Genomic DNA, 22,705 nt, shown 5'->3' on the forward strand with positions numbered 1-22,705 from the left:
GAGGTGTCCGAATGACCTGGCTCCCGGCCGGTGCGGTGCGCGCGTGGGCGACCGGCACAGGTTCCGGCTCGGGCGCGCTCATCCTAACCAGGCCGCGGGCGGGCATGGTGCAGGAGGCGGCCACGGACGGTCTGGGCGTCGGCTGCCTCGCGACGTCCGATCTGGCGGAACTCTGGCGTAACGGGTAGGCTGGTGGTATGACGGGGCCGACGGAGCAGCGCACCGCGCGTGTGATCCCGGCCGCGTGGACGTCGGCGCACCCACGGCAGGAACGTGCCCGAGCACTGGCGGAGGTGCTGCGCGCGCAGATCCTGGATGGTGACTTCGCCGTCGGTGACCGGCTGGACGAAGCAGAGCTGGCCACCCGGCACACCGCCTCGCGGAATGCGGTGCGCGATGCCCTGGCCGTGCTACGCAGCGAAGGGCTGATCGCACGCAAGCGCGGAGCGGGCACGACGGTGGCGCAGCCCCGGTACGGCCATGGGCTGGATCGTCTGGAGGGCCTGGGCGAGACGCTGGCCGGCTACGGCACCGTGCGCAACGAGGTGCTGGACGCCCGACGGGTGCACGAGCTGCCGGCGCGGGTGGCCGCACAACTCGGCGTCGAGACGTCCACCGGCGGCGTACGCCTGGAGCGGTTGCGGCGGATCAACGACGGACCGTTGTCGTGGGACGTGAGTTATCTGACGGCCGATGTGGGCGCGGCGCTGCTGTCCGCGGACCTGATCGGGACGGATGTGTTCACCCTGATCGAGCAGACCAGCGGGTCCCGGCTGGGACGCGCCGAGGTCACCGTGCACGCGATCGAAGCCGAGCAGCCGGCAGCCCGGTTGCTCCAGATACCACCGGGTTCCGCGCTCTTCGCGATCGAGCGGCTGACCCGTCTCGCCGATGGACGCGCCGTGGACAGTGAGCAGTTGCAGATCCGCGCGGATCGGTTCGCGCTGCATGCGGTCGTGCACCGCGACGCTCGCAGCACAGCAGAGTGATGCGCGGCAACCGTCGTGACACCGGGTGCTGCGCGGCCCCCACGTGTCGCTGTCCCGAGGAGGACCGGCCATCGCCGACCTGTCGATACTGATCATCGTGGTGCTCGCCGCCTTCGGGCTGGCGGGCGGAATCGGCATCACCGCCATCGGTCCGGGCGGCGTGTTGCCGACGGTCGGGCTGGTGATGTTCACCGACCTGACGCCTGCCCAGGTCGCCGGCACCGCGATCGTCACCCACGTGGCCACCGGCGCGCTCGGCACGGCGGCCTATGCGCGTTCCGGTCAGCTGCGCAGCCGGCAGAGCGCGCGAACGGCCACGCTGCTGGCGGCCACCGCGGCGGTCGGGACCCCGCTGGGCATCGTGGCCAACTCGCTGTTGTCGCCACGTGCGTTCGGTGTCGTGCTCGGACTGCTGCTGGCGATCGTGGCGGCCCTGGTCCTGCTGCGGCAGCGGACCGACGAGACCGGTGCCAGCGGTCGCACCCTCCACCATCCGCCCGCGCCGCTGGTCGGCGCGATCGGCCTCCTGGTGGCGCTCGCAGCCGGGATCATCGGCATCGGCGGCCCGATGCTGACGGTGCCGTTGCTGGTCGCGGCCGGAACGGACATGCTCGAATCGCTGGCGGCGGCGCAGGTGCAGTCGGTGATCATCGCCGGCGTCGGCGCGGTGGGTTACGTGGCCCTGGGCAGCATCGACTGGGGACTGGCCGTGGTCGTGGGCGTTCCGGAGCTTGCCGGGGTGCTGATCGGCTGGCGCATCGCCCGGGCGCTGCCGACACGGACGTTGCGGACGGCGCTGGTGACCGCCATGTTCGCGCTGGCGCCTTACCTGATGCTGCACGGATGAGATCGGGCGCCGCAGGGCGCCCTCACAACGATCTGGCCACCAGCTCCTTCATGATCTCGTTGGTGCCACCGTAGATCTGCTGCACGCGCGCGGCGGCATACATCCGGGCGATCGGGTACTCCGCCATGTAGCCGTATCCGCCGAAGATCTGCAGGCAGCGGTCCACCACCTTGTTCTGCACGTCGGTGCACCAGAACTTCGCCAGCGATGCGCCGGCCGCGTCGAGCTCTCCGGCGAGGTGCCGGGTGATGCAGCTGTCGACGAGGGTGCGCGCGGCGAGGGCGTCAGCGGCGCTTTCGGCGAGCACGAAGCGAGTGTTCTGGAAGGACAACAGATCTCGGCCGAACGCTTGCCGCTCCTTGGCGTAGGAGGCGGCACAGCGGACGGCGGCCTCGGCTGCTGCCGCCGCGCTGACCGCGATGATGAGTCTTTCCTGCGGCAACTGCTGCATCAACTGCACGAAACCGTCGCCCTCCCGCTCGCCCAGCAGGTGCGCGGTCGGCACCCGCATGTCGACGAACGACAGCTCTCGGGTGTCCTGGCCGTGCATGCCGATCTTCCGCAGCACGCGTCCGCGGTGGAAACCCGGCAGGTCCTCGGTCTCGGCGACGATCAGCGACAGGCCCTTGCCGCCCTCCTCGACGCCGGTGCGCGCCACCACGACCAGCAGGTCGCCATGAGTTCCGTTGGAGATGAACGTCTTCGCACCATTGATCAGGTAGTCGTCGCCGTCGCGCACCGCGCGGGTGCGGACCGCCTGCAGGTCGGAGCCGGTGCCCGGCTCGGTCATCGCGATGCCGCCGACCAGGTCACCGGTGGCCATGCGCGGCAGCCACCGCTGCTTCTGTTCCCGGGTGCCGAAGGCGTCGAGATAGTGGGCGACGATCGTGCTGTGCACCTGGTTGCCCCAGGCGTCGTCGGCGGCCAGCGCCTGCTCGATGGCGATGACGGCTTCGTGCGCGAAGGTGCCGCCGCCTCCGCCGTACTCCTGCGGGATGCTCGTGCACAGCAGCCCCGCGGCGCCGGCCGCCCGCCACAGGTCACGGTCGACCATGTGCTGCTCGGCCCAGCGTTCCTGGTGGGGCACCACCTCGCGAGCGAGGAAGGTGCGCGCCAGCTGCCGCAGGTCGGTGAGCTCCTCGTCGAGCCACGGTGAGCGGTAGTCGTCCAGGATCACGAGCGTCGTCCTGCCTGTGGGCGTCAGATACCGCACATGCTAGGTGCGCGGGCGACGGTTCGAAGCCGCCGCGGTGGGTATGGCGCTGGCATGCTGCCAACACTCCGCAGGGACGCTGCCACGGCCCGGCGGAGGCGGCGGGCACCTTCAGGGCCGGTGCCACCTCGGGCCGGGAGGCGGCTGTGGAAAGTCGTCACCACCACCGACCACAAGGTGATCGGCAACCTCTACCTGGCCACATCGTTCGCGTTCTTCATGGTCGGCGGCGTCCTGGCACTGATGATCCGTGCGGAGCTGTGGGCGCCGGGGCTGCAGATCGTGCAGAACACCGACCAGTTCAATCAGTTGTTCACGATCCACGGCACGATCATGCTGTTGCTCTTCGCGACACCGCTGTTCGCGGGCTTCACCAACGCGATCATGCCGTTGCAGATCGGCGCTCCGGACGTGGCGTTCCCGCGGCTGAACGCGCTGTCCTACTGGCTCTACCTGCTGGGTGGCATCGAGGTGCTCTCCGGCTTCCTGACGCCCCAGGGCGCGGCGTCGTTCGGCTGGTTCGCCTACACGCCGCTCAGCGGCACGCAGTACTCCCCGGAGGTGGGCGGCAACCTGTGGACCATGGGCCTGGTGATGAGCGGCTTCAGCACCATCTTCGGCGCCGTCAACTTCATCACCACGATCATCTGCATGCGGGCGCCCGGTATGACGATGTTCCGGATGCCGATCTTCACCTGGAACGCGCTCATCACCTCGCTGATGGCGCTCATCGCGTTCCCGGTGCTGGCCTCGGCGCTCTTCGCGCTGGCGGCCGACCGGGTGCTCGGCGGCCACGTGTTCGACGCGGCCACCGGGGGAGCGATGCTGTGGCAGCACCTCTTCTGGTTCTTCGGCCATCCCGAGGTCTACATCGTCGCCCTGCCGTTCTTCGGGATCGTGACCGAGATCTTCCCGGTCTTCTCCCGCAAACCGCTCTTCGGTTATCTGACATTGGTTTTCGCCACCATCGCGATCGCCGCCCTGTCGATGACCGTGTGGGCGCACCACATGTACGCCACGGGCCAGGTGCTGCTGCCGTTCTTCGCGATCATGACCATGCTCATCGCGATCCCGACAGGGGTGAAGTTCGTCAACTGGGTGGGCACCATGTACGGCGGGTCGCTGAGCTTCGAGACACCGATGGTGTGGTCGATCGGCTTCCTGGTGACCTTCCTCTTCGGCGGCATCACCGGCGTCATACTCGCCTCACCGGCCCTGGACTTCAGTCTCACCGACAGCTACTTCGTGGTCGCGCACTTCCACTACGTCCTCTTCGGCACGGTGGTGTTCGCGATGTTCGCCGGCTTCTACTTCTGGTGGCCCAAGCTCACCGGCCGGATGCTGAACGAGCGGCTCGGCCAGATCCATTTCTGGTTGTTGTTCGTCGGCTTCCACACGAGGTTCCTGATCCAGCACTGGCTGGGGGTGAAGGGCATGCCGCGGCGGTATGCCGACTACCTGCCCTCGGACGACTTCCAGTGGATGAACGACATCTCCTCGGTAGGCGCCTTCATCCTCGGCATCTCGATGCTGCCGTTCTTCCTGAACGTATGGCGCACCTGGCGTTCCGCGCCGAAGATCGAGGTCGACGACCCGTGGGGTTACGGCGGGTCCCTGGAATGGGCCACCTCCTGCCCGCCGCCGCGGCACAACTTCGAGAGCCTGCCGCGGATCCGCAGCATCCGGCCCGCTTTCGACCTGCACCATCCCCAGGCGAGCACGGTCCCGCAGGTCCGCGCCGGCTCCGGCGACGACGCCGCACAGGACGCCGAAGAGGACGCCGCACAGGGCGCATCGGGGAGTTCGTCGTCATGAAGCGCCACGCGGCACTGCGCACCGAGACCAGGCTCTTCGCGTTCTGGACCGTATTCTTCCTGGTGGTGGCCGTCATCTACGCATGGTTCACCTACGGCCACGAGCTCGCCGGGACGGCCGCGTTGGTCGTCACCGCGCTGATCTCCGGCGTGCTCACGCTCTACCTGTGGTGGACCGGTCGCAAGACCGACGAGCGCCCCGAGGACGACAGCGGCGGCGAGATCGCCGAAACCGCAGGGGACTACGGCTATTTCGCGCCGCACAGCATCTGGCCGCCACTGCTCGCGGTCACCGCCTCGATCGCCTGTTTCGGGATCGCGATCGGCTGGTGGCTCGTGCTGCTGGACGTGCCGCTGGCGTTCTTCGCCGTCATAGGCTGGACCTTCGAGCACTTCCGGGACTAGGAGCCGTGAGGGGTGGGACCACAACGGCGCCACGCCGATGACCGGTTTCTCCGCCGTCTCGCCGGGTAACCAGGAGCGACCATGACTTACCGAGCTGAGAACGCAGACGCCGTCGTGATCGGCGCCGGACCGAACGGACTCGTCGCCGCCAACGCCCTGGTCGATGCCGGCTGGGACGTGGTGGTCGTCGAAGCGGAGGACGAGGTCGGCGGCGCGGTGCGCAGTGCCGAGCTCTTCCCCGGCTACATCAGCGATCTGTTCAGCGCGTTCTATCCCCTCGCCGCGGCCAGTCCGGTCGTGCAGGACCTGGGCCTGGAAGGACACGGGCTGGTCTGGCGCCGGTCGGCGTCACCAGTGGCACACGTCGTCTCGCCGGAGCGCGCGGCCGTCCTCTGGTCCGACGTGGACCGCACCGCGGCGGCGCTGGACGACTTCGCGCCGGGCGACGGCAGTGCCTGGCTGGAGATGTTCGCCACCTACCAGCGGGTGCGGCCGGCCGTGCTCGACGCGTTGTTCACCGTGTTCCCCCCGGTGCGCGCCATCCTGTCGTTCCTGCGACGCACCCGGGTGGCCGGGCTGGCGGACCTGGCACGCCTGGCGATCACGCCGGCGCACCGGCTCGGGGAGGAGAACTTCGCGGGCGAAGGCGGCCGGGTCCTGTTGTCCGGCAATGCGATGCACAGCGACCTGGGTCCGAACGGCGACGGCGGCGGCTTCATGGGCTGGCTGCTGGTGATGCTCGCACAGGATGTGGGTTTCCCGGTCCCGGAAGGCGGCGCCGGCCGGCTCGCCGGGGCGTTGCGCAGTCGCGCGGAGTCCGGCGGCGCACAATTCCGCTGCGGCACGGCGGTCGACCGCATCCACGTGCAGCACGGTTCCGCGACCGGTGTGCACCTGGCCGACGGCACCCGCATCACCGCACGCCGGGCGGTGCTCGCCGACGTGGCCGCCCCGGCGCTCTACACGCATCTGTTGGCCGGCACCGATGTGCCGGAGCGGATGGCGCCGGACCTGCGCCGCTTCGCCTGGGACCACTCGACCGTCAAGCTCAACTGGGCGCTGGACCGGCCCATCCCGTGGCGCACCCCGGTGCTCGGCAACGCCGGGACGGTGCACCTGAGCGGCTCGGCCGGGACGTTGCTGCGATCCGGACTCCAGTTGCAGGCCGGCGACCTGCCCGAGCAACCGTTCGTCGTCCTGGGACAGATGGCGCGGGCCGACCCGACCCGCGCTCCGGAGGGTTGCGAATCCGCTTGGGCCTACACCCATCTGCCGCAGTCGATGGCGCACGACGAGCAGGCGATCGCGACCGTCATACGCCGTGCGAAGGCTGCCCTCGAAGATGCGGCGCCGGGCTTCGGCGATGCGGTCGTCGGTGAGGTCGTGCAGCGCCCCGCCGACCTGGAGGCGATGGACCGCAATCTGGTCGGCGGTGCCATCAACGGCGGCACGTCGGCGCTCTATCAGCAACTGTTCTTCCGCCCGACACCCGGCCTCGGGCGTCCGGAGACGCCTGTCGCGAACCTGTATCTCGCCAGCGCCGGCGCCCACCCCGGTGGCGGAGTCCACGGGGCGTGCGGCTGGAACGCGGCACGGGCCGCACTGTCCGCGCACGGCAGGCTGGGCGCCGTCCACCGCGCACTCACACAGACCGCGTGGAACCGGTTGCTGCGCAACAACCCCTGATCAACCCCTGCCCCAGGCGGCGCGACGACGTCGCCCGGGACCCGGCTAGGCGCCGTTGCGTTCGGCGATGAGCGCCAGCCGCCGCAGGCACTCCCGGTTGCGCGGGCGCAACATCAGCTGCCGCGCCGCGCGGGGCAGGGCCAGGCCCGGTCCCGAGATGACGTCCTCCGCCATCCCGACGACGCACGTGTCGCCACGGTCCTCCAGCGTCAGCCTGACCTCACTGCGTCCCCACGGCCACGCACGCGGTGCGAGCACCAGTTCCCTGCCGGGGACACTGCTCACCGCGTCGGTGTGGTCGTGGATCATCACCGGCCACAGACCGACCGAGTGATACAGCCGCGCGCGATCCTGCGGCCACCCGGCGTCGACCGCGCGGATGCGGGCACTGCCCACCACCCAGGCGGCATACGACCACCCGTTGCTGAGCACCTCCCAGACGACCGCGGCGGGGGCGTCGATGGTGCGGCTCACCGGACGTGCGGTGATTCGGTCCGGTCGGGGAGTGATCGACATGCGTGTACCTCCTGGGATGCGGGCACCTCATACCCTGGCGTCGAGACGCCGAATCGCGTTGCGCTGCACGGCCGAGTGGGTACGCCACCGGTCATGAGAGTTGTGGTGACCGGCGCGACCGGCAACATCGGGACTGCCCTCCTGCCCCACCTGCTGCGGGCCGGACACACCGTTCAGGCGGTGGTGCGGCGGCCGGCTCCCGGGTGGCTCGGGCCCGACGCGGTGCGATGGACGGCACTGGATCTGGCGGACGAGGCTGCCCGCGGGCCGTTCGAGCGACTGTGTCGTGGGGCGGACGCGCTGGTGCACCTCGCGTGGGGATTCCAGCCGATGCGCCGCCCGGATCTGCTCGCCGAATCCGGACCCGGGGCGGCCGGCCGGTGCGTCGACGCCGCGCTCGCAGCCGGCGTGGACCGTGTCGTGCAACTGTCCTCGGTGGCGGCATACCGCCCGCGTACCTCGCTCGACCCGGCCGACGAAGGGCATCCGCTCGGCGGCATCCGGTCCTGCACCTACAGCCAGGACAAGGTGCGGGCCGAAGCGGCGGGGCGCGCGGCCGCGCACCGGCACGACGCGCTCGAACGCCTCACCCTGCTGCGCCCCTGCATGATCGGACAGCGCGCAGCGGGCGGTATGATGCTGCGTTGCTCGCTGCCCGCCATCGTGCCGTCGTGCGCAGTGGACCGGTTGCTCCTGCTGCCGGTCGACCCGGACTTCCGCATGCAACTGATCCACGCCGACGATGTCGCGCTCGCCATCGTCCGGTGCCTCGAGCGGGACGTCGGCGGGGCGTTCAATCTGGCGGCCGACGACGTGCTCGACGGTGAAGACATGGCCAAAGCGTTGCAGGCCATGCCTATTCGCGACATACCGCCGGGCGTTCGCGGACTGGTCGCCGGCGCATGGGCTGCCCATCTGCACTCGTTGGAGCCCGGTTGGGTCGACATGGCCAACCGGGCTCCGATGGTCAGCTGTGCACGCGCCCACGACGAACTGGGGTGGCGGCCCCGGCACCGGGCGTCCGACGTGCTGGCCGAACTCATCGCCGGTATGGCGGACGGTGCCGGCACGGACACACCGGCGCTGCGGCCGCGGACCATCCGGGACGGTCTGCGACGTTTCGTCCGTGACGGCACCGTCGCTCGCCGTGCGATGACCTGACCTGACCTCACTGGTCGCCGAACAACGGCCGGGTCTCGCCGCGCCGCGGCACGGCGATGCGGTCCGCGAGTCCGTGCCGGCGCGCACGGGCGATGAAAGCCGAGACCGGAGAACGGAAGACGCGGTAGTCGTCGTGGTGGACCGGCACAACGCGGTCGAGCGGAAGACGGCGGATGGCATCGACTGCCTGCACATCGTCCATCGTCACCGTGCGCAGCAGGACACGAGTGCCACCGCAATGCAGGATGCCTGCGTCGATGGCCGGATACCGCTCGGCGATGGCGTCCAGATGAGGTCCGGTCAGGGTGTCCCCGCTGATGTAGAGGCGCCGGTCCGGACGCCCCGGGACACGGTGGGTCAGCATGCTGCCCATGACCGGCGGCAGCATCCGGCCCAGCAAGCCGGTGGCGTGGATCGCGGGCAGCGACTCGACGACGAGCTGCTCGCCGTCGCGCTGGAGGGTCGTGGTCTGCCAGGTCTCCAGCGCCTCCGTGGCGAACCCGCGACGCCCGAGGCGCCGCGCGGCCTGTGGCGTCGTCAGCAGCGGCACCTCCTTGTCCAGCTGTCGCCGTGCGATCCGGTCGAAATGGTCGCCGTGCAGGTGCGAGAGGAGGACCGCGTCGAGCGCGGGCAGCTGCGAGGGTTGCACAGCAGGATCCACCAGCCGTCGCGACACCAGGCCCCAGCCCAGGTAGGCGAACTGACCACGGCGCAGGAAGTTCGGATCCGTCAGCACGGTGAACGACCCGATGCGCAGGATGGTCGTGGCGTTGCCGACGAAGGTCATCGTGTCCATCGGGCGGTGATACCCGACAGTGGCCGCTGCCACACCACGGTTTGTGGGTAACGCTCTCGGGTAGTTCGTCAGGACCCAAGACACAGGAGATCCGCCCTGATGAGACTGGATGCGTGGAAGAACCTGCAGCAGGCCGGCGACGACTACGTGACCGTCGCGCTGGACACCACCCGTGACGGTCCGGGCGCCGCACACCGCATCGAACTGCGATGGGAGGCCGCCCGCGACGAACTCGCCGCCGCCGGGGTGCCCGATCGGCTGCTCGAGCTGATCGGCGATCGCTTCGCCGTCGTCGATGGACGCACCGGGCCGGTGGGGCGCTGTGTGATCGCCGCCGTGGGCGACGACGGTGACGCGGCGCGGATCGTGCTGGACGTTCCGCTGCCCGAGGCGCCGGACGGCATCGCCGACCGAGGTCCGGTGCCGAACCTGTTGCCATTGCTGCGTTCCGGTCAGCGGTACCCCGCCCATCTGCACGTGAACATCGACCGCACCGGGGCGGACATCAGCGTGCGGGGACCGCTCGGTGCGGATGCCGGGGAGCCCGCGGTGTCCGGCGATCACGACGTGATCCACAAGGTGAGTGCTGGTGAGGCGTCCGAACAGCGGCTGCAGCGCCGTGCCGAGGACTCCTGGGAGCGCAATGCGACCGAGGTCGCCCACCAGGTGGACCGGCTCGCGCAACAGCACCACCCGGCAGTGATCACCGTCGCCGGAGACACCCGTGCCGTCACCGCGCTGCACGCGCACGTCAACGAGCGGGTGGCCGCGCTGCTGACCGTCCTGGACACCGGCGGCCGCGCCGACGGCACCGACCAGGAGGCGCAGGAGGCCGCGATCCGCGACGCGCTGGACGCGGCCGTGGCCACCGACGTGGAGCAGACCACCGCGCAGCTGTTGCAGGCGGAGGGACGCCAGGACCGGGCCGCACAAGGACCGGACGAGGTGACCCGGGCGTTCGACCGCGGCCAGGTGGAGACCCTGGTATTGACCGACCCACCGCCGGACACCCGCCGTGCCGTCGAGCTCGCCGCCGCTGCGTTGAGGACGGACGCAGCCGTGGTCCTCGTGCCGGCGGAGGTCACCCTGCCGGGCGGTGTGGCGGCGGTGCTGCGCTGGGCGGACGGCGCCACCCCGCACGACTCCGGTCCGAGCATGCCCGGCCACGGTGAGCAGCCCGGCTGGCAACCGTGAGCGGGACACTCGAGGACGATCTTCGCGCCCACGTGGACGGCGAGGTCCGTTTCGACGCCGGCACCCGAGCGGCATACTCCACCGACGCCTCGAATTTCCGGCAGGTGCCCATCGGGGTCGTGGTGCCGCACAGCGTGGAGGCGGGGGCGGCCGCGATCGCGGTGTCTCGCCGGCACCACGCCCCGATCGTGTCGCGTGGTGGCGGCACCAGCCTCGCCGGTCAGGGCACGAACCAGGCGGTCCTGATCGACTGGTCCAAGCACTGCCACCGGGTGCTGGAAGTCGACCCGGACGGGCGCACCTGCGTCGTCGAGCCCGGTATCGTCCTGGACCAGCTCAACCGTGAACTCGCGGGCCATTCCTTGCGATTCGGGCCGGAGCCGGCAACGCACCCCAACTGCACCGTCGGCGGGATGATCGGGAACAACTCGTGCGGTGCGACCGCACAGCGCACCGGCAAGGTGGTCGACAACATCGCCGGCCTCGAGGTCCTGTTGGCCGACGGCACCCGCTTCTGGTGCGGACGCACCACCGACGAGCAGTATGCCGAGATCGAGCGGCACGGTGACCGCCGCTCCGGCATCTACCGTTCGCTGCGGCGGCTGCGGGAGGAGTATGCCGACGAGATCCGCGCGCGGTACCCCGACATTCCGCGGCGAGTCTCCGGTTACAACCTCGACTCGCTGTTGCCGGAGTACGGCTTCGACATCGCCCGCGCCCTGGTGGGCAGCGAGTCGACGCTGGTCACGGTGCTGCACGCGAAGCTGGACCTGGTGCCGGTGCTGCCCGAACGCACCCTGGTGGTCCTGGGTTACGACTCGGTCGCGGCCGCCGCCGACGCGGTGCCGGACCTGTTGCCGTACGAGCCGATCGCGCTGGAAGGCTTCGACCACCGGCTGATCCACGACGAGCGGGTCGAGCACCTTCACGACGACGCCCGGGGGCAGATGCCCGACGGGAACGCCTTCCTGATGGTGCAGTTCGGCGCACAGCACAAGCAGGACGCCGACCGTGCCGCCGCGGCGATGCTGCGCGGCACCGGCCGCGCACCCGAGGACCCGGATGTGTCGCTGGTGTCGGATGCGGACCTGGAGGGCGACCTGTGGGCGGTGCGCGAGTCCGGCCTGGGCGCCAGCGCACATGTCCCGGGTGAACCCGACGCCTGGTCCGGTTGGGAGGACGCAGCTGTCGCCCCCGAGAGACTGGGCGACTACCTGCGGGACTTCGAGGCGCTCTGCCGGCGCTTCGGTTACTCCGACGACGCCGTGCAGAGCATCTACGGTCACTTCGGACAGGGTTGCATCCACACCCGGATCCCGTTCCGGCTGGCCGACTCCGGTGGAGTGGACGCCTACCGCAGGTTCATGGAGGAAGCGGCGGACCTGGTCGTCTCGTATGGCGGATCGCTGTCCGGAGAACACGGCGACGGTCAGTCCCGCGGCGAACTCCTGCCGCGGATGTTCGGCGACCGGATCATGACGGCGTTCGCCGAGCTGAAGTCGCTGTTCGATCCGGAGAACCTGATGAATCCCGGCAAGCTGGTCACGGCGGACCGGCTGGACGAGCACCTCCGGCTGGGCAGCTCGTGGTCACCGCGACTCGCGGCTTCGCCGGCGTTCGACTATCCCGCGGACGGCGGCTTCATCCATGCTGCCAACCGATGCGTCGGCGTGGGCCTGTGCCGGGCTCCCCAGCCCAAGGACGACGACGACGTCATGTGCCCCTCCTACCGGGCGACCCGCGAAGAGGTCCATTCGACCCGCGGCCGGTCCCGGTTGCTCTTCGAGATGTTGCACGGCCACGACGACGGCCCGATCACCGACGGCTGGCGCTCGACCGCGGTCCGGGACGCCCTCGATCTGTGCCTGTCCTGCAAGGGCTGTGCGAGCGACTGTCCGGTCAACGTCGACATGGCGACCTACAAGGCCGAATTCCTGCACCACCACTATCGGCATCGGCTGCGTCCCCGCGCGCACTACGCCCTCGGCTGGCTCCCGGTGGCCGCACGCGCCGTCACGGCCACGCGCAGCGCTCCGATCATCAACCGGCTCAGTGGGATTCCCGCGGTCCGCCGTCTCGGTGCGAGAGCGGCCGGGGTCGAGGACCGGCCGGTGCCGAGGTTCGCCGCGCGCACACTGCAACAATGGTTCGCCGCGCGCCGTCCCACCGGCAGCGGTGAACGCGGCAGCGTGCTGCTCTGGCCGGACACCTTCACCAATCACTTCGACCCACAGATCGGGCAGGCGGCGGTCGCGGTGCTGGAGGCGGCCGGCTATCGGGTGCAGCTGCCCACACGCCCCGTCTGCTGCGGACTGACGTGGACGTCGACCGGTCAGCTCGATATCGCGCGGCGGGCGTTGCGGCGCACGGTCGACGCCCTGGGGCCCGCCCTGCACGAGGGTCTACCCGTCGTCGGGCTCGAACCCAGTTGCACCGCGATGCTGCGCTCGGACGCACCGCGCCTGTTGCCCGACGACGTGGAGGTGCGGCGGTTGGCCGATCAGTTGCTCGGCTTCGCCGAACTGCTGCACCAGCACACCGACGGCTGGACACCGCCGGCTCTCGACCAGGCCGAGGCCTTGGTCCAGGTGCACTGCCATCAGCACGCCGACCGCGGTTGGGACGCGGACCGGTCGCTCCTGCAGGATGCCGGCGTGACCGCGCGCAACGTCGGCGGATGCTGCGGCCTGGCAGGCAACTTCGGCTTCGAGGCCGGCCACCTCGAGGTGAGCCGGGCCTGCGCCGAGGACCGGCTGTTGCCGGCCCTGCGGGCCGCCGACGACGCGACGGCCGTGCTGGCCGACGGCTTCAGTTGCCGCACCCAGATCAGCACCTTCGACGACACCGGACGCGCACCGCTGCACCTCGCTCAACTGCTCGCCCGCGGACTGCGACCCGCGGGGCACACCACCCGATCCGGCCTTCACCGAGGGAAGTGACGCCATGTCCACTCCACAGCCGACTCCACAGCCCACTCCATCGCCGCAATCGACCGCCGGCGAGCCGCAGGACGACCAGCTCACCGAGCAGTTGGCGATGCTGCGCCGCGCCATCGACGACCAGGGTCCATTGTCCATCCGCGACCTGGCGGAAACCGTTGCGGCGCAGTACTGGGAGAACGGCGTCTTCGAGCAGGCGCTGACGACGGCGTTGGCCGACGGGCGGCTGGTCCGCACCACCGACGGCCGCGTCGCCGCACCGTGATCAGGACGACTCGGTGTCGGTCTGCTGATCGATCGCGGGGCCGTCCGACGCGTGCGGTTGTTCCATCGCGTTGGCCTCCGAGAGGGCGCCGGCGAGCACCCGGTCCTCGCAGATGACCGTGACGAGCCCCCCGGAGTTGCGGAAGATCTCCTGCCACTTGTTGACGATTTCGTCCGGGTGGACGACCCCGAACTCGTCGTTGACCTGGCGGATCATCGACGCCATCTCGTCGGCGTCCGCATCGGTCTGCTGGGCGGTGGACCACAGGGCCATCGCGTAGTCGTCGGCCGCGTCACCCAGCTTCTGCACCAGGTCGTCGGAGATCGGGATCTGCGCGGAGGGGTGTCCGACATCGCCCGCCGATCGGTCCGGTGTCGGGTCCTCCGGCGACGAATGCTTCGGCGCGGAGTTCGGATCGGTTCGCTGCTCGGTGTGTTCCTCGGTCATGACGGGGTCCTTCGTCGCTTCTCACGGTGCTGCGGAAGTGGTCGCCCTACCCCTTGGCTCACCGGACGAATCAGCCGCGCCGGGCTGAGACGCCAGCAGCTCGTGCGCGGCGGTCAGCACCTCCGCGACGGTGATGGCGGCCAACCGCGGATCGAGATGGTCGCCGTGCGGGTCGCCGGGCACCGTGGCTCCCCGGCCGTGCCAGAGACAACGATGCAGGTCCCGGTCGATCGCCGGACCCCACAGATCAGGCGACACCGGACCGAACAACGTCACCGACGGTATGCCGAAAGCCGTTGCCAGATGGGCTGTTCCGGTGTCGCCGGAGATGAGCAGACTGCTTCCTGCGATGAGGTCCGCCAGGGCGGGGAGCGGAGTGCGACCCGCGCGCGACTCGGCCGCGGTGCCTCGACACACGGCCTCGCACAGAGCCCGCTCCGCCGGACCCCCGGTCACCACGACCCGGTGATCGGTCCGCAACGCCCGGGCCACCGCCCGCCAGCGGGTTGCCGGCCAGCGCCGGGACGCCGACGCTGCGCCGGGGTGCAGCACGACCGGCCCGAGTGCGGCCCGGCCGGGGGAGCCCAGCCGTAGGTCGGCAGGGCCGCACGTGCCGCCCGCCCAGCGTGCCAGCGTGCACCATCGCTCGACCTCGTGCGCGCCGTCGTCCCAGCTCGGGCCATCGGTGAAATCCGCTGCCGCGCAGGCGAAGCCGACCATCCGGCGCGGCCTCGTCATACCCAGGACGTGGTGGCTGCGCGGGCCGCGACCGTGCAGGTTGACCGCCACATCCGGCCGTGGTGCATCGGTGAGCGGGTCGAGGCCGTGCGCCGGCACCACCCCGTCGACCACGTTCAGCGCCGTCAGCCATCGGCCCACCGCCGGCGGGCAGGCGAGCAGCACGGTGTGCTCGGGGTAGGCACGCCGAAGGCCGCGCAGGGCCGGCACCCCGGTGAGGGCGTCACCCAGCCCCAGAGCCCGCAGTGCCAGGACGACGGGTGCGAAGGAGCGGCCGGTGCCGGCGCGGTGATGGCCCATGACCGGTCGGCTACCCCGTTGCACAGCGGTCCAATCCGACGCTCGGCGGTGTTTGCTACCGATGTCCCGGGGTAGTGCCCACAGCGACCGTGACAGCAGATCCGTTCATCGCGAAGGAGACCGATCATGGGTGGTGCGGCAGAGGACCGCGCGGAGGCAGCGAAACTGCCGGAGGGAGACGTGATCCGCATCCTGCTGGAGCAGCATGCCCGGATCCAGGACCTCTTCGACGACGTCGCCTCGACGAGCGGCGACCACAAGCAGATGGCGTTCGAAGAGTTGCGTGCGCTTCTCGCAGTCCACGAGACGGCCGAGGAGATGATCCTGCGACCGGTGTCCACACCGCTGGCCGGCGACGGGGTCGCCGACGCACGCAACCAGGAGGAGGCGAAGGCCAACGAGGTGCTCGCCGAACTGGAGAAGCTGGACGTCACCTCCAGCGACTTCGACGCCACATTCCGGTCCTTCCGACAGTCGGTCGTGCAACACGCCGAGAACGAGGAGAAGGAGGAGTTCCCGGCGGTGCTGAACCAGTGCGACGCCGACAAGCGACGCAGCATGGGCGAACGGCTCCAGGCGGTCGAGTCGCTCGCGCCCACCCATCCGCACCCGTCGACGGCCGGTTCGCCGGTCAAACAGTGGGCGGTCGGCCCGTTCGCGTCCCTGGTGGACCGCACGAAGGATGCGCTCAGCGGTGGTGACCGGTGAAGGCGCTGACCTGGCAGGGCCGCCAGCAGGTCGAAGTCACGGATGTGCCCGAACCCGTGCTGAAGGAACCGACCGACGCGATCGTCCGGGTCACCTCGACCGCGATCTGCGGCTCGGATCTACACCTGTACGACGTGCTGACGCCATTCATGCAGCAGGGCGACATCCTCGGCCACGAGGTGATCGGTGTGGTGGAGGAGGTCGGCTCGGAGGTGGAGCGGCTGTCCGCCGGCGATCGGGTGGTGGTGCCGTTCAACATCTCGTGCGGCCACTGCTGGATGTGTCAGCACGGGCTGCAGTCGCAGTGTGAGACCACCCAGATGCGCCGCACCGGCAAAGGCGCCAAGCTGTTCGGCTACAGCAGCCTGTATGGCGCAGTGCCCGGTGGGCAGGCCGAGTTCGTCCGAGTGCCGCAGGCGCACTACGGCCCGATCGTGCTGCCGTCGACCGGCGCGGACGAGCGATATCTCTATCTGTCGGACATCCTGCCCACGGCGTGGCAGGCGGTGCAGTATGCCGACGTCCACGACGGTGACACGGTCGCCGTCATCGGGCTCGGACCGATCGGCCAGCTCTGCTGCCGGATCGCCGGTCACCTCGGCGCGCGCGTCATCGGTGTCGATCTGGTCGCCGACCGGCTGGCGACCGCGGGCCGGCACGGTGTCGAACTCATCGACAGGCGGTCGGTCGACGACGTCCCGCAGGCGATCCGTGAGCTGACCGACGGTCGCGGCGCCGACGGGGTGATCGATGCGGTCGGAATGGAAGCACACGGCGACAAGGTCGCCGAGACGGCGGCGGGCGTCGCGAGCCGGCTGCCCTCCGTGGTCGGCAAACCGGTGATGAAGCACTTCGGGCTCGACCGGATGGCGGCCCTGCGGACAGCGTTCGCGGCGGTTCGCCGGGGTGGCACGATCTCGATCAGCGGGGTGTACGGCGGGGCGTTGGACCCGATGCCGATGATCGAACTCTTCGACAAGGGCGTCACCCTGCGGATGGGCCAGGCGAACGTCCGTCGCTGGACCGACGACGTGCTGCCGCTGGTGCTGGAGGAGGACGTCTTCGACCTCGAGCACTTCGCGACGCACCACCTCCCACTCACCGAGGGTCCGGCGGCATACCGGATGTTCCGGGACAAGACCGACGCGTGCCTGAAGGTCGTGCTGCAGCCCTGATGGCGCGCGTTGCTCCGGCCCGGCGGCACCCCAGGGGACGCGTCCGTCATGTCCGCGAACCACCCAGCAGCGACCGGGGGAAGCGCTCCAGCAGCGCTGCAGCGTCGTCATACACCTCGGCGGCGCCGGCACTTCGTAGTTCGGACGCGCCGATGCCTCCTCCGGCCAGGCCGATGCAGGGGATGCCCGCCCGCGCGGCGGAGCGCACGTCCCACACGGAGTCACCCACCGCGACGGTGCGGTCCACGGCGAGACCGTGTGCCTGCATCGCCGCGAGCATCAGCTCCGGACTCGGTTTACCCTGCTGCACGTCCTGCGAGGTCGTCGCACCGGCGATGACGTCGTCCGCGCCGATCAAGGGCAGCATCCACTCCAGGTCCGCCGTGCCGCCGCTGGTGGCCAGCGCCACGGTCCATCCCTGAGCCGCGCACCGGCGCAACAGGTCGGGCGCGCCGGTCAGGGCATTGACGCCGTAACGCTCGCGCAGCCGTGCGAAGTGCGCGGCGTGGGCCTGGACCAGGTCCGGTCGGTCCTGCCCGACCAGGTGCTCCACGAGCGCCTCGCTGGGGCGTCCGATCGAGCGGTGTATGTCGGCCATCTCGACGCGGAAGCCGTTGTCGCAGAACGCTGCCGACCACGCGAGCACGTGCAGGTAATTGGTGTCGAGCAGGGTGCCGTCGATGTCGAAGACGACACCGGCCCGGCCGGACGCGACAGCCGGTGTCATGCGTGCGCCTCGGGGCGCAGATCGCTCCACGTCCCGCCGGTGTCCTCGGTGCTGCCCAACTCCTCGTCCAGCGCCGCACACAGCGCGTGCACCGCAACGAGATGGCCCTCCTGGACCGCCGCCGTGGAGTGGGCGGTGACAGCCAGGCATTCGTCAGCCAGTTGTGCCAACGGGTTGGGCAATCCGCCGGTCATCGCCCACACACGCAGCCCGAGTTCGCGGCCCACTTCGGCTGCACGCAGCACGTTCGGGCTGCGCCCGCTGGTCGACAACAGCATCAGGACGTCGTCGGTGCGTCCGTGCGCGGCAACTTGCCGGGCGAAGATCTCCTCGCCGCCGTAGTCGTTGAGGATCGCTGTCACACTGGACGATTCGGCGGACAGGCAGATCGCGGACAGGGCCCTGCGGTCCCGGTCGAACTTGCCCACCAGCTCGGCGGTCAGGTGCTGCGCCTCCGCCGCACTGCCCCCGTTGCCGGCCGCCAACAGGCGGCCGCCGGTCGCCAGAGTCAGCGCCAACCGCGAACCCCAGCCGCGCAGCAGGCCCTCCTGCCGCGCGATCGACGCCGACCCAATCTGCAGATCGTGCAAGTGCTCGGTGAGCCATGGCCATTCAGCAGTCATGGCGGCTGGTTACCCGTCTGGTCAGCGGTTGAACCCGGTGCGCGGCGGACGGCAGGGCCCCACCACGCGACGGAATGACGCGGTTTTGCAGGGTTCCGGCGTGGGTACCTGCCGGGCAACGCGAACCGGAGTTGGAGGACTGACATGCGGATCGGCTACTTCCTGTCGTGCGAGGAGTACACGCCCCACGAACTGGTCGACCAGGCGTGGGCGGCGGCCGATGCCGGTTTCGACTGCCTGTGGATCAGTGACCACTACCACCCGTGGAACGACGAGCAGGGCCAGAGCGCATTCGTCTGGTCGATCATCGGCGCGATCTCCCAGGCGTGCGAGTTGCCGGTGACCACGGCGGTGACGTGCCCGACGCAGCGGATCCACCCGGCCGTGATCGCCCAGGCCGCGGCATCCAGTGCGGTGCTGCTCAACGGACGATTCACTCTCGGCGTCGGGACCGGTGAGGCGCTCAACGAGCACATCACCGGGGAGGGCTGGCCGCACGAGGACGTCCGCCTCGAGATGCTGGACGAAGCGGTCGAGGTGATCCGGCGATTGTGGAGCGGCGAGGTCGTCTCGCACGACGGTCGCTTCTACACCGTCGACACGGCCCGGATCTACTCGCTGCCGGAGGAGCCGCCGCCCATCTATGTGTCCGGTTTCGGTCCGAAGGCCATCGAGCTCGCCGGGCGGATCGGCGACGGCTTCATCTCCACCAAGCCGGATGCCGATGCGTTGCGGCAGTTCCGTTCGGCCAAGGGCCGAAACGCCCCGGCAGAGGCCGGCGTGAAGGTGGCGTTCGCGCCGACCGAGGAGGAGGGGGTCGATCATGCGCACCGGCTGTGGGCCAACGCGGGCGTGCCCGGCGAACTCGCCCAGGTGCTGCCTTCCCCCCAACACTTCGAGCAGGCATCACAACTGGTGACCCGGGAGATGACCGCGAAATCGGTTGCTGCCGGCCCGGATCCGGAGACGCACCTGGCCGCCATACGTCCGTATTTCGAGGCGGGCTACGACACGGTGAACGTCGCGAACATGGGCCCGCACTATCGGGAGATGATCCAGTTCTACGGTTCGGTGATCATCCCCGAGCTGAAATCGGACGAGGACTGAGCGTGCCGCCCGCCGCCGCCGTCGGCGCCCCGGAACCGCGCGGGGTGCGGCTGCGGCTGGCCGACGTCTCGCGGCCGGGACTGGCGGACGGCAGCATCCACCGGCTCGTTGCCGAATACCCCGTGACCGGCATCGCCCTCGACACGGCCGCCGTCGGGGCCGCTCTGTCCGAGGGCGTGTATGGCGAGCAGCTCGCGCAATTCGCCGCGGAGCAGGTGCCGGCCGGCGATGCACTGCTCTGGGCGATGACCGACGACGCCCGTACGGTCTGCGATCTGCTGGCCGCAGTGCATGATTCGACCGCGCGCACCGACGGCCGCGTCTCCCTGGCGGTCGATCCGCGGTGCGCACGCGACACGGAGGGCACGTTGCACGACGCACGGCGGCTACGGACGGTGGTGGGCCGTGACAATCTCTACGTGGGTGTGCCCGCGACCGCGGAAGGGATGTCCGCGATGCAGGCACTGTTGTCCGAGGGCGTCAGCGTGGATGCGACCAACATCTACGGCCTGGAGCGGCTGCGGCAGGTGCTGGCCACAGTGCTGGCCGGGCTCGAACAGGCCGCCGCGCGCGGGCGCGACCTCACCCGCATATCCGCGGCACTGTCCCTGCGGGTCGCGGACGTGGACGCCGAGGTGGCACGGCTGACCGGCGCCGAGCAGGGTCGGGTCGCCGCCGCGCTCGCCGACGCTGCCGGTCGGCTGCTGGAACAGACGTACGCCGGCGACTTCTGGCGCGACCTGCAGGCGTGCGGCGCCCGCCCGATCCGCATGGTGTGGGACACCACCGTGGGTGCCGGCCTGCCGGGCGCGGACACGTTGTACGTCGAGCGGATGCTGACCGCCGGTGGCGTGATCGCGCTGTCCAGCGCCACCCTGCTCGCCCTCGCGGACCTCGGTGCGCCGTCCGGCGGGACGCATGCGACGTCGTCGGCGGCGGCCGCCGGCGAGGTGCTCACGACCGTCGAGCGGCACGGGGTCCGCCTGGAAGGCATCGCGGAATCGTTGGAGGACAGGCGCATTCGCGAGCTGAGCGACATCCGCGAGTCGACGCTGCGGGTTCTCCAGGACCGGCTGGCGCAGGTCTCGACCTGACTCAGCCCCGCCGTTGTCCTGCCTCGGCACAGACGGAGCGGGCCGCATCCGCGATCGACCGGGCATCGATGTGGGCGGCACGCATCAGCTCCTCGGGGGTGCCCGAGGTCGGCATGATGCCAACGGCGAGCTTGTGCACCCGTGGCCGGTCGGCGCACTCCGCCAGCGCCTCCAGGACCGCGTCGCCCAGTCCTCCCTCGGCACGGTGGTCCTCGACCGTCACGATCGCCGAGGTCTCGCCCGCGGCGCGGCGTACCGCCTGCTCGTCGATCGGCTTCACCGAGTAGCAGTCGATGACGCGAGCCGTGATCCCTTCGGCGGCCAGCAGATCGGCAGCCTTCACCGCTTCGTCCACGGTCACGCCGCACGCGATCAGCGTCACCTCGTCCTCGTCGCTGCCGGCCAGCGTGCGGCTGCCGCCGATCCGCACCGTCTCGTCGGCGGGGGTGCGGACGGTGGTCTTGCCGCGCAGCACACGCAGGTAGCTGATCCCGCTGCGGTCGGCCATCTGCTCCATCAGGGACGTCACCTGGTTCGCATCCGACGGGTGCAGCACCGCACTGCCGTGTATGGCGCGCAGCGAGGCCATGTCCTCCAGCGCCATCTGCGACGGCCCGTCGGCACCGATCGAGACACCGGCGTGCGACCCGCACAGCCGCAGGTCGGCACGCGACACGGCGGCCATGCGGACGAAGTCGTACGCCCGTGCCCAGAACGCGCCGAACGTGGAGGCGAACGGGATCCAGTCGCGGGTGCCGAGTCCGACGGCGGCGGCAGCCATCTGCTGCTCGGCGATGAACATCTCGAAGTAGCGCTCCGGTGCGATCTTCGCGAACTGGTCGGCGTGCGTGGAGTTCGACACCTCGCCGTCCAACGCCACGACATCCTCACGGGTGGCTCCCAACCAGGCGAGCGCGGCGCCGTACGCCTCACGGGTGGAGCCGTCGGACCCCACGTCGTACGACGGCCGCTCGTGCTGCGTAGTGGTGAAGCGATGCGGCTCGCGGTCGGTGTCGGGGCGCTGGACGTCGACCTGCAGATCGCGGAAGCCGCCCAGCTCCTGGACGGCGGCAGCGGCATCCGCCAACGGTTTTCCGTGTTTGCCGGGCTGGTCCTCCACGGCGCGGACACCCCTGCCCTTGAGGGTCCGGGCCACGACCACGGTCGGTTTCCCTTTGACCCCGGCTGCGTGGTCGTATGCCGCGTCGATCGCCTGCACGTCGTGACCGTCGACCACGATCGGATGCCACCCGAACGCCGCCGCCCGGTCGGCATACGCCTGCACGTCGTGGCCGAGCATCGTCTCGCGTGTCTGGCCGAGGCGGTTGACGTCGATGATGGCGGTGAGGTTGTCCAGGCCGCGCCAGGCGGCATACTGGAACGCCTCCCAGATGGACCCCTCGGCCATCTCCGAGTCGCCGCAGAGGACCCACACGCGGTAGGGCAACCGGTCCAGCTCCTTGCCCGCCAGGGCGATCCCGACACCGATCGGCAGACCCTGCCCGAGCGATCCGGTGGCCACGTCGGTCGGTGGCATCCGCGGCGTCGGGTGACCCTCCAGCCTGCTGTCCAGCGTGCGATAGGTGCGCAACTCCTCCTCGTCGATGGCACCGGCCGCGTGCAGCATCGCGTAGTAGAGCGGCGAGGCGTGGCCCTTGGAGAAGATCAGGTGGTCGTTGTGCGGATCGTCCGGGGTCTGCAGGTCCCACCGCAGGTGCCGGCCCAGCAGCACCGCGATCAGATCCGCGGCCGACATCGACGACGTCGGATGGCCGGACCCGGCGCGGTCGCTCATCACCACCGAGTCGACGCGGAGTTGCTGACCGAGTTCGGCACAGAAGTCCAGGTCGGGCAGCGAGTCGGACGGGGGACCGGAAGGTGTTGGCATGGGGGCGTGCTCCTCTCAGCGACTGAGATGAAGCCACCTACCCGGCGGTCACCGGCCGGAAACCGGGCGGCGG

Annotated in this window: 22 protein-coding genes; 14 read left to right on the plus strand and 8 right to left on the minus strand. The window is 70.2% G+C overall.

Annotation, left to right across the window (positions count from 1 at the left end; genetic code table 11):
• Positions 1–11 precede the first annotated feature (11 nt).
• Genes ACTHL4_RS12275 through ACTHL4_RS12285 form a run of 3 tightly spaced genes read left to right on the plus strand, consistent with a single transcriptional unit; the run spans position 12 to position 1,836 of the window.
• On the plus strand, positions 12–188 hold the full coding sequence (locus ACTHL4_RS12275) for a hypothetical protein (RefSeq protein WP_440283053.1): 177 nt from the start codon (positions 12–14) through the stop codon (positions 186–188).
• A 9-nt stretch (positions 189–197) separates the two neighbouring features.
• Entirely contained in the window at positions 198–989 is a 792-nt protein-coding gene (locus tag ACTHL4_RS12280; protein WP_440283054.1) for a GntR family transcriptional regulator, read from the plus strand.
• A gap of 25 nt (positions 990–1,014) precedes the next feature.
• Positions 1,015–1,836, plus strand: a complete 822-nt coding sequence (locus tag ACTHL4_RS12285) for a sulfite exporter TauE/SafE family protein (protein ID WP_440283055.1) — start codon at positions 1,015–1,017, stop codon at positions 1,834–1,836.
• A 22-nt stretch (positions 1,837–1,858) separates the two neighbouring features.
• Here ACTHL4_RS12285 and ACTHL4_RS12290 read toward each other — a convergent pair whose 3' ends face one another.
• Complete coding sequence (locus ACTHL4_RS12290) at positions 1,859–3,013, minus strand: acyl-CoA dehydrogenase family protein (protein WP_440283056.1); 1,155 nt, start codon at positions 3,011–3,013, stop codon at positions 1,859–1,861.
• Between the two features lie 90 nt (positions 3,014–3,103).
• Between ACTHL4_RS12290 and ctaD the strand changes: the two genes are divergently transcribed.
• The 3 genes from ctaD to ACTHL4_RS12305 all read left to right on the plus strand — a co-directional run bounded on the left by ctaD (position 3,104) and on the right by ACTHL4_RS12305 (position 6,954).
• The gene (gene ctaD, locus ACTHL4_RS12295) at positions 3,104–4,864 is read left to right on the plus strand and encodes an aa3-type cytochrome oxidase subunit I (RefSeq protein WP_440283057.1); all 1,761 of its coding nucleotides are present in this window, start codon (positions 3,104–3,106) and stop codon (positions 4,862–4,864) included.
• Positions 4,861–5,268: a cytochrome c oxidase subunit 4 gene (locus ACTHL4_RS12300; RefSeq protein WP_440283058.1), complete on the plus strand. Its 408-nt coding sequence runs from the start codon at positions 4,861–4,863 to the stop codon at positions 5,266–5,268. Before ctaD ends, ACTHL4_RS12300 begins: the two co-directional genes overlap by 4 nt.
• A gap of 81 nt (positions 5,269–5,349) precedes the next feature.
• Positions 5,350–6,954 carry a phytoene desaturase family protein gene (locus ACTHL4_RS12305; RefSeq protein WP_440283059.1) on the plus strand — a complete coding sequence of 535 codons (1,605 nt, stop codon included), beginning with the start codon at positions 5,350–5,352 and terminating at the stop codon, positions 6,952–6,954.
• Positions 6,955–6,999: 45 nt separating this feature from the next.
• On the opposite strand, the gene ACTHL4_RS12310 is transcribed toward ACTHL4_RS12305, so the two are convergent.
• Positions 7,000–7,470: an SRPBCC family protein gene (locus ACTHL4_RS12310; protein WP_440283060.1), complete on the minus strand. Its 471-nt coding sequence runs from the start codon at positions 7,468–7,470 to the stop codon at positions 7,000–7,002.
• 93 nt (positions 7,471–7,563) lie between these two features.
• Here ACTHL4_RS12310 and ACTHL4_RS12315 point away from each other — a divergent pair, with 93 nt between their 5' ends.
• Positions 7,564–8,631, plus strand: a complete 1,068-nt coding sequence (locus ACTHL4_RS12315; protein ID WP_440283061.1) for an NAD-dependent epimerase/dehydratase family protein — start codon at positions 7,564–7,566, stop codon at positions 8,629–8,631.
• Between the two features lie 7 nt (positions 8,632–8,638).
• On the opposite strand, the gene ACTHL4_RS12320 is transcribed toward ACTHL4_RS12315, so the two are convergent.
• A complete protein-coding gene (locus ACTHL4_RS12320) occupies positions 8,639–9,427 on the minus strand; it encodes an MBL fold metallo-hydrolase (RefSeq protein WP_440283062.1) in 789 nt (262 codons plus the stop codon).
• A gap of 99 nt (positions 9,428–9,526) precedes the next feature.
• On the opposite strand from ACTHL4_RS12320, the gene ACTHL4_RS12325 reads away from it, so the two are divergent.
• Genes ACTHL4_RS12325 through ACTHL4_RS12335 form a run of 3 tightly spaced genes read left to right on the plus strand, consistent with a single transcriptional unit; the run spans position 9,527 to position 13,825 of the window.
• Positions 9,527–10,621, plus strand: coding sequence for a baeRF2 domain-containing protein (locus tag ACTHL4_RS12325; protein ID WP_440283063.1), 1,095 nt, complete (start codon positions 9,527–9,529; stop codon positions 10,619–10,621).
• The gene (locus ACTHL4_RS12330; protein WP_440283064.1) at positions 10,618–13,560 is read left to right on the plus strand and encodes an FAD-binding and (Fe-S)-binding domain-containing protein; all 2,943 of its coding nucleotides are present in this window, start codon (positions 10,618–10,620) and stop codon (positions 13,558–13,560) included. The genes ACTHL4_RS12325 and ACTHL4_RS12330 overlap by 4 nt, the downstream gene beginning before the upstream one ends.
• A gap of 4 nt (positions 13,561–13,564) precedes the next feature.
• On the plus strand, positions 13,565–13,825 hold the full coding sequence (locus tag ACTHL4_RS12335; RefSeq protein WP_440283065.1) for a hypothetical protein: 261 nt from the start codon (positions 13,565–13,567) through the stop codon (positions 13,823–13,825).
• Here the strand turns inward: ACTHL4_RS12335 and ACTHL4_RS12340 are convergent, their stop codons facing one another.
• Together ACTHL4_RS12340 and ACTHL4_RS12345 are read right to left on the minus strand one after the other, a co-directional pair.
• The gene (locus ACTHL4_RS12340) at positions 13,826–14,272 is read right to left on the minus strand and encodes a hypothetical protein (protein ID WP_440283066.1); all 447 of its coding nucleotides are present in this window, start codon (positions 14,270–14,272) and stop codon (positions 13,826–13,828) included. It abuts the gene before it with no gap.
• 21 nt (positions 14,273–14,293) lie between these two features.
• On the minus strand, positions 14,294–15,310 hold the full coding sequence (locus tag ACTHL4_RS12345; RefSeq protein WP_440283067.1) for a glycosyltransferase family 9 protein: 1,017 nt from the start codon (positions 15,308–15,310) through the stop codon (positions 14,294–14,296).
• Between the two features lie 126 nt (positions 15,311–15,436).
• Here ACTHL4_RS12345 and ACTHL4_RS12350 point away from each other — a divergent pair, with 126 nt between their 5' ends.
• Complete coding sequence (locus ACTHL4_RS12350) at positions 15,437–16,018, plus strand: hemerythrin domain-containing protein (protein WP_440283068.1); 582 nt, start codon at positions 15,437–15,439, stop codon at positions 16,016–16,018.
• Positions 16,015–17,193, plus strand: a complete 1,179-nt coding sequence (locus ACTHL4_RS12355) for an alcohol dehydrogenase catalytic domain-containing protein (RefSeq protein WP_440283069.1) — start codon at positions 16,015–16,017, stop codon at positions 17,191–17,193. The genes ACTHL4_RS12350 and ACTHL4_RS12355 overlap by 4 nt, the downstream gene beginning before the upstream one ends.
• A 46-nt stretch (positions 17,194–17,239) precedes the next feature.
• Here the strand turns inward: ACTHL4_RS12355 and ACTHL4_RS12360 are convergent, their stop codons facing one another.
• Together ACTHL4_RS12360 and ACTHL4_RS12365 are read right to left on the minus strand one after the other, a co-directional pair.
• Positions 17,240–17,920, minus strand: coding sequence for an HAD family hydrolase (locus ACTHL4_RS12360; protein ID WP_440283070.1), 681 nt, complete (start codon positions 17,918–17,920; stop codon positions 17,240–17,242).
• Complete coding sequence (locus tag ACTHL4_RS12365) at positions 17,917–18,543, minus strand: D-sedoheptulose-7-phosphate isomerase (protein ID WP_440283071.1); 627 nt, start codon at positions 18,541–18,543, stop codon at positions 17,917–17,919. The genes ACTHL4_RS12360 and ACTHL4_RS12365 overlap by 4 nt, the downstream gene beginning before the upstream one ends.
• Before the next feature lie 144 nt (positions 18,544–18,687).
• Between ACTHL4_RS12365 and ACTHL4_RS12370 the strand changes: the two genes are divergently transcribed.
• On the plus strand, positions 18,688–19,650 hold the full coding sequence (locus tag ACTHL4_RS12370) for a TIGR03557 family F420-dependent LLM class oxidoreductase (protein ID WP_440283072.1): 963 nt from the start codon (positions 18,688–18,690) through the stop codon (positions 19,648–19,650).
• A 2-nt stretch (positions 19,651–19,652) separates the two neighbouring features.
• A complete protein-coding gene (locus tag ACTHL4_RS12375; RefSeq protein ID WP_440283073.1) occupies positions 19,653–20,744 on the plus strand; it encodes a transaldolase family protein in 1,092 nt (363 codons plus the stop codon).
• A gap of 1 nt (position 20,745) precedes the next feature.
• On the opposite strand, the gene ACTHL4_RS12380 is transcribed toward ACTHL4_RS12375, so the two are convergent.
• Complete coding sequence (locus ACTHL4_RS12380) at positions 20,746–22,632, minus strand: transketolase (protein ID WP_440283074.1); 1,887 nt, start codon at positions 22,630–22,632, stop codon at positions 20,746–20,748.
• Positions 22,633–22,705 lie beyond the last annotated feature (73 nt).

The sequence above is a fragment of the Flexivirga sp. genome (assembly GCF_051955415.1).
GTDB lineage: Bacteria > Actinomycetota > Actinomycetes > Actinomycetales > Dermatophilaceae > Flexivirga.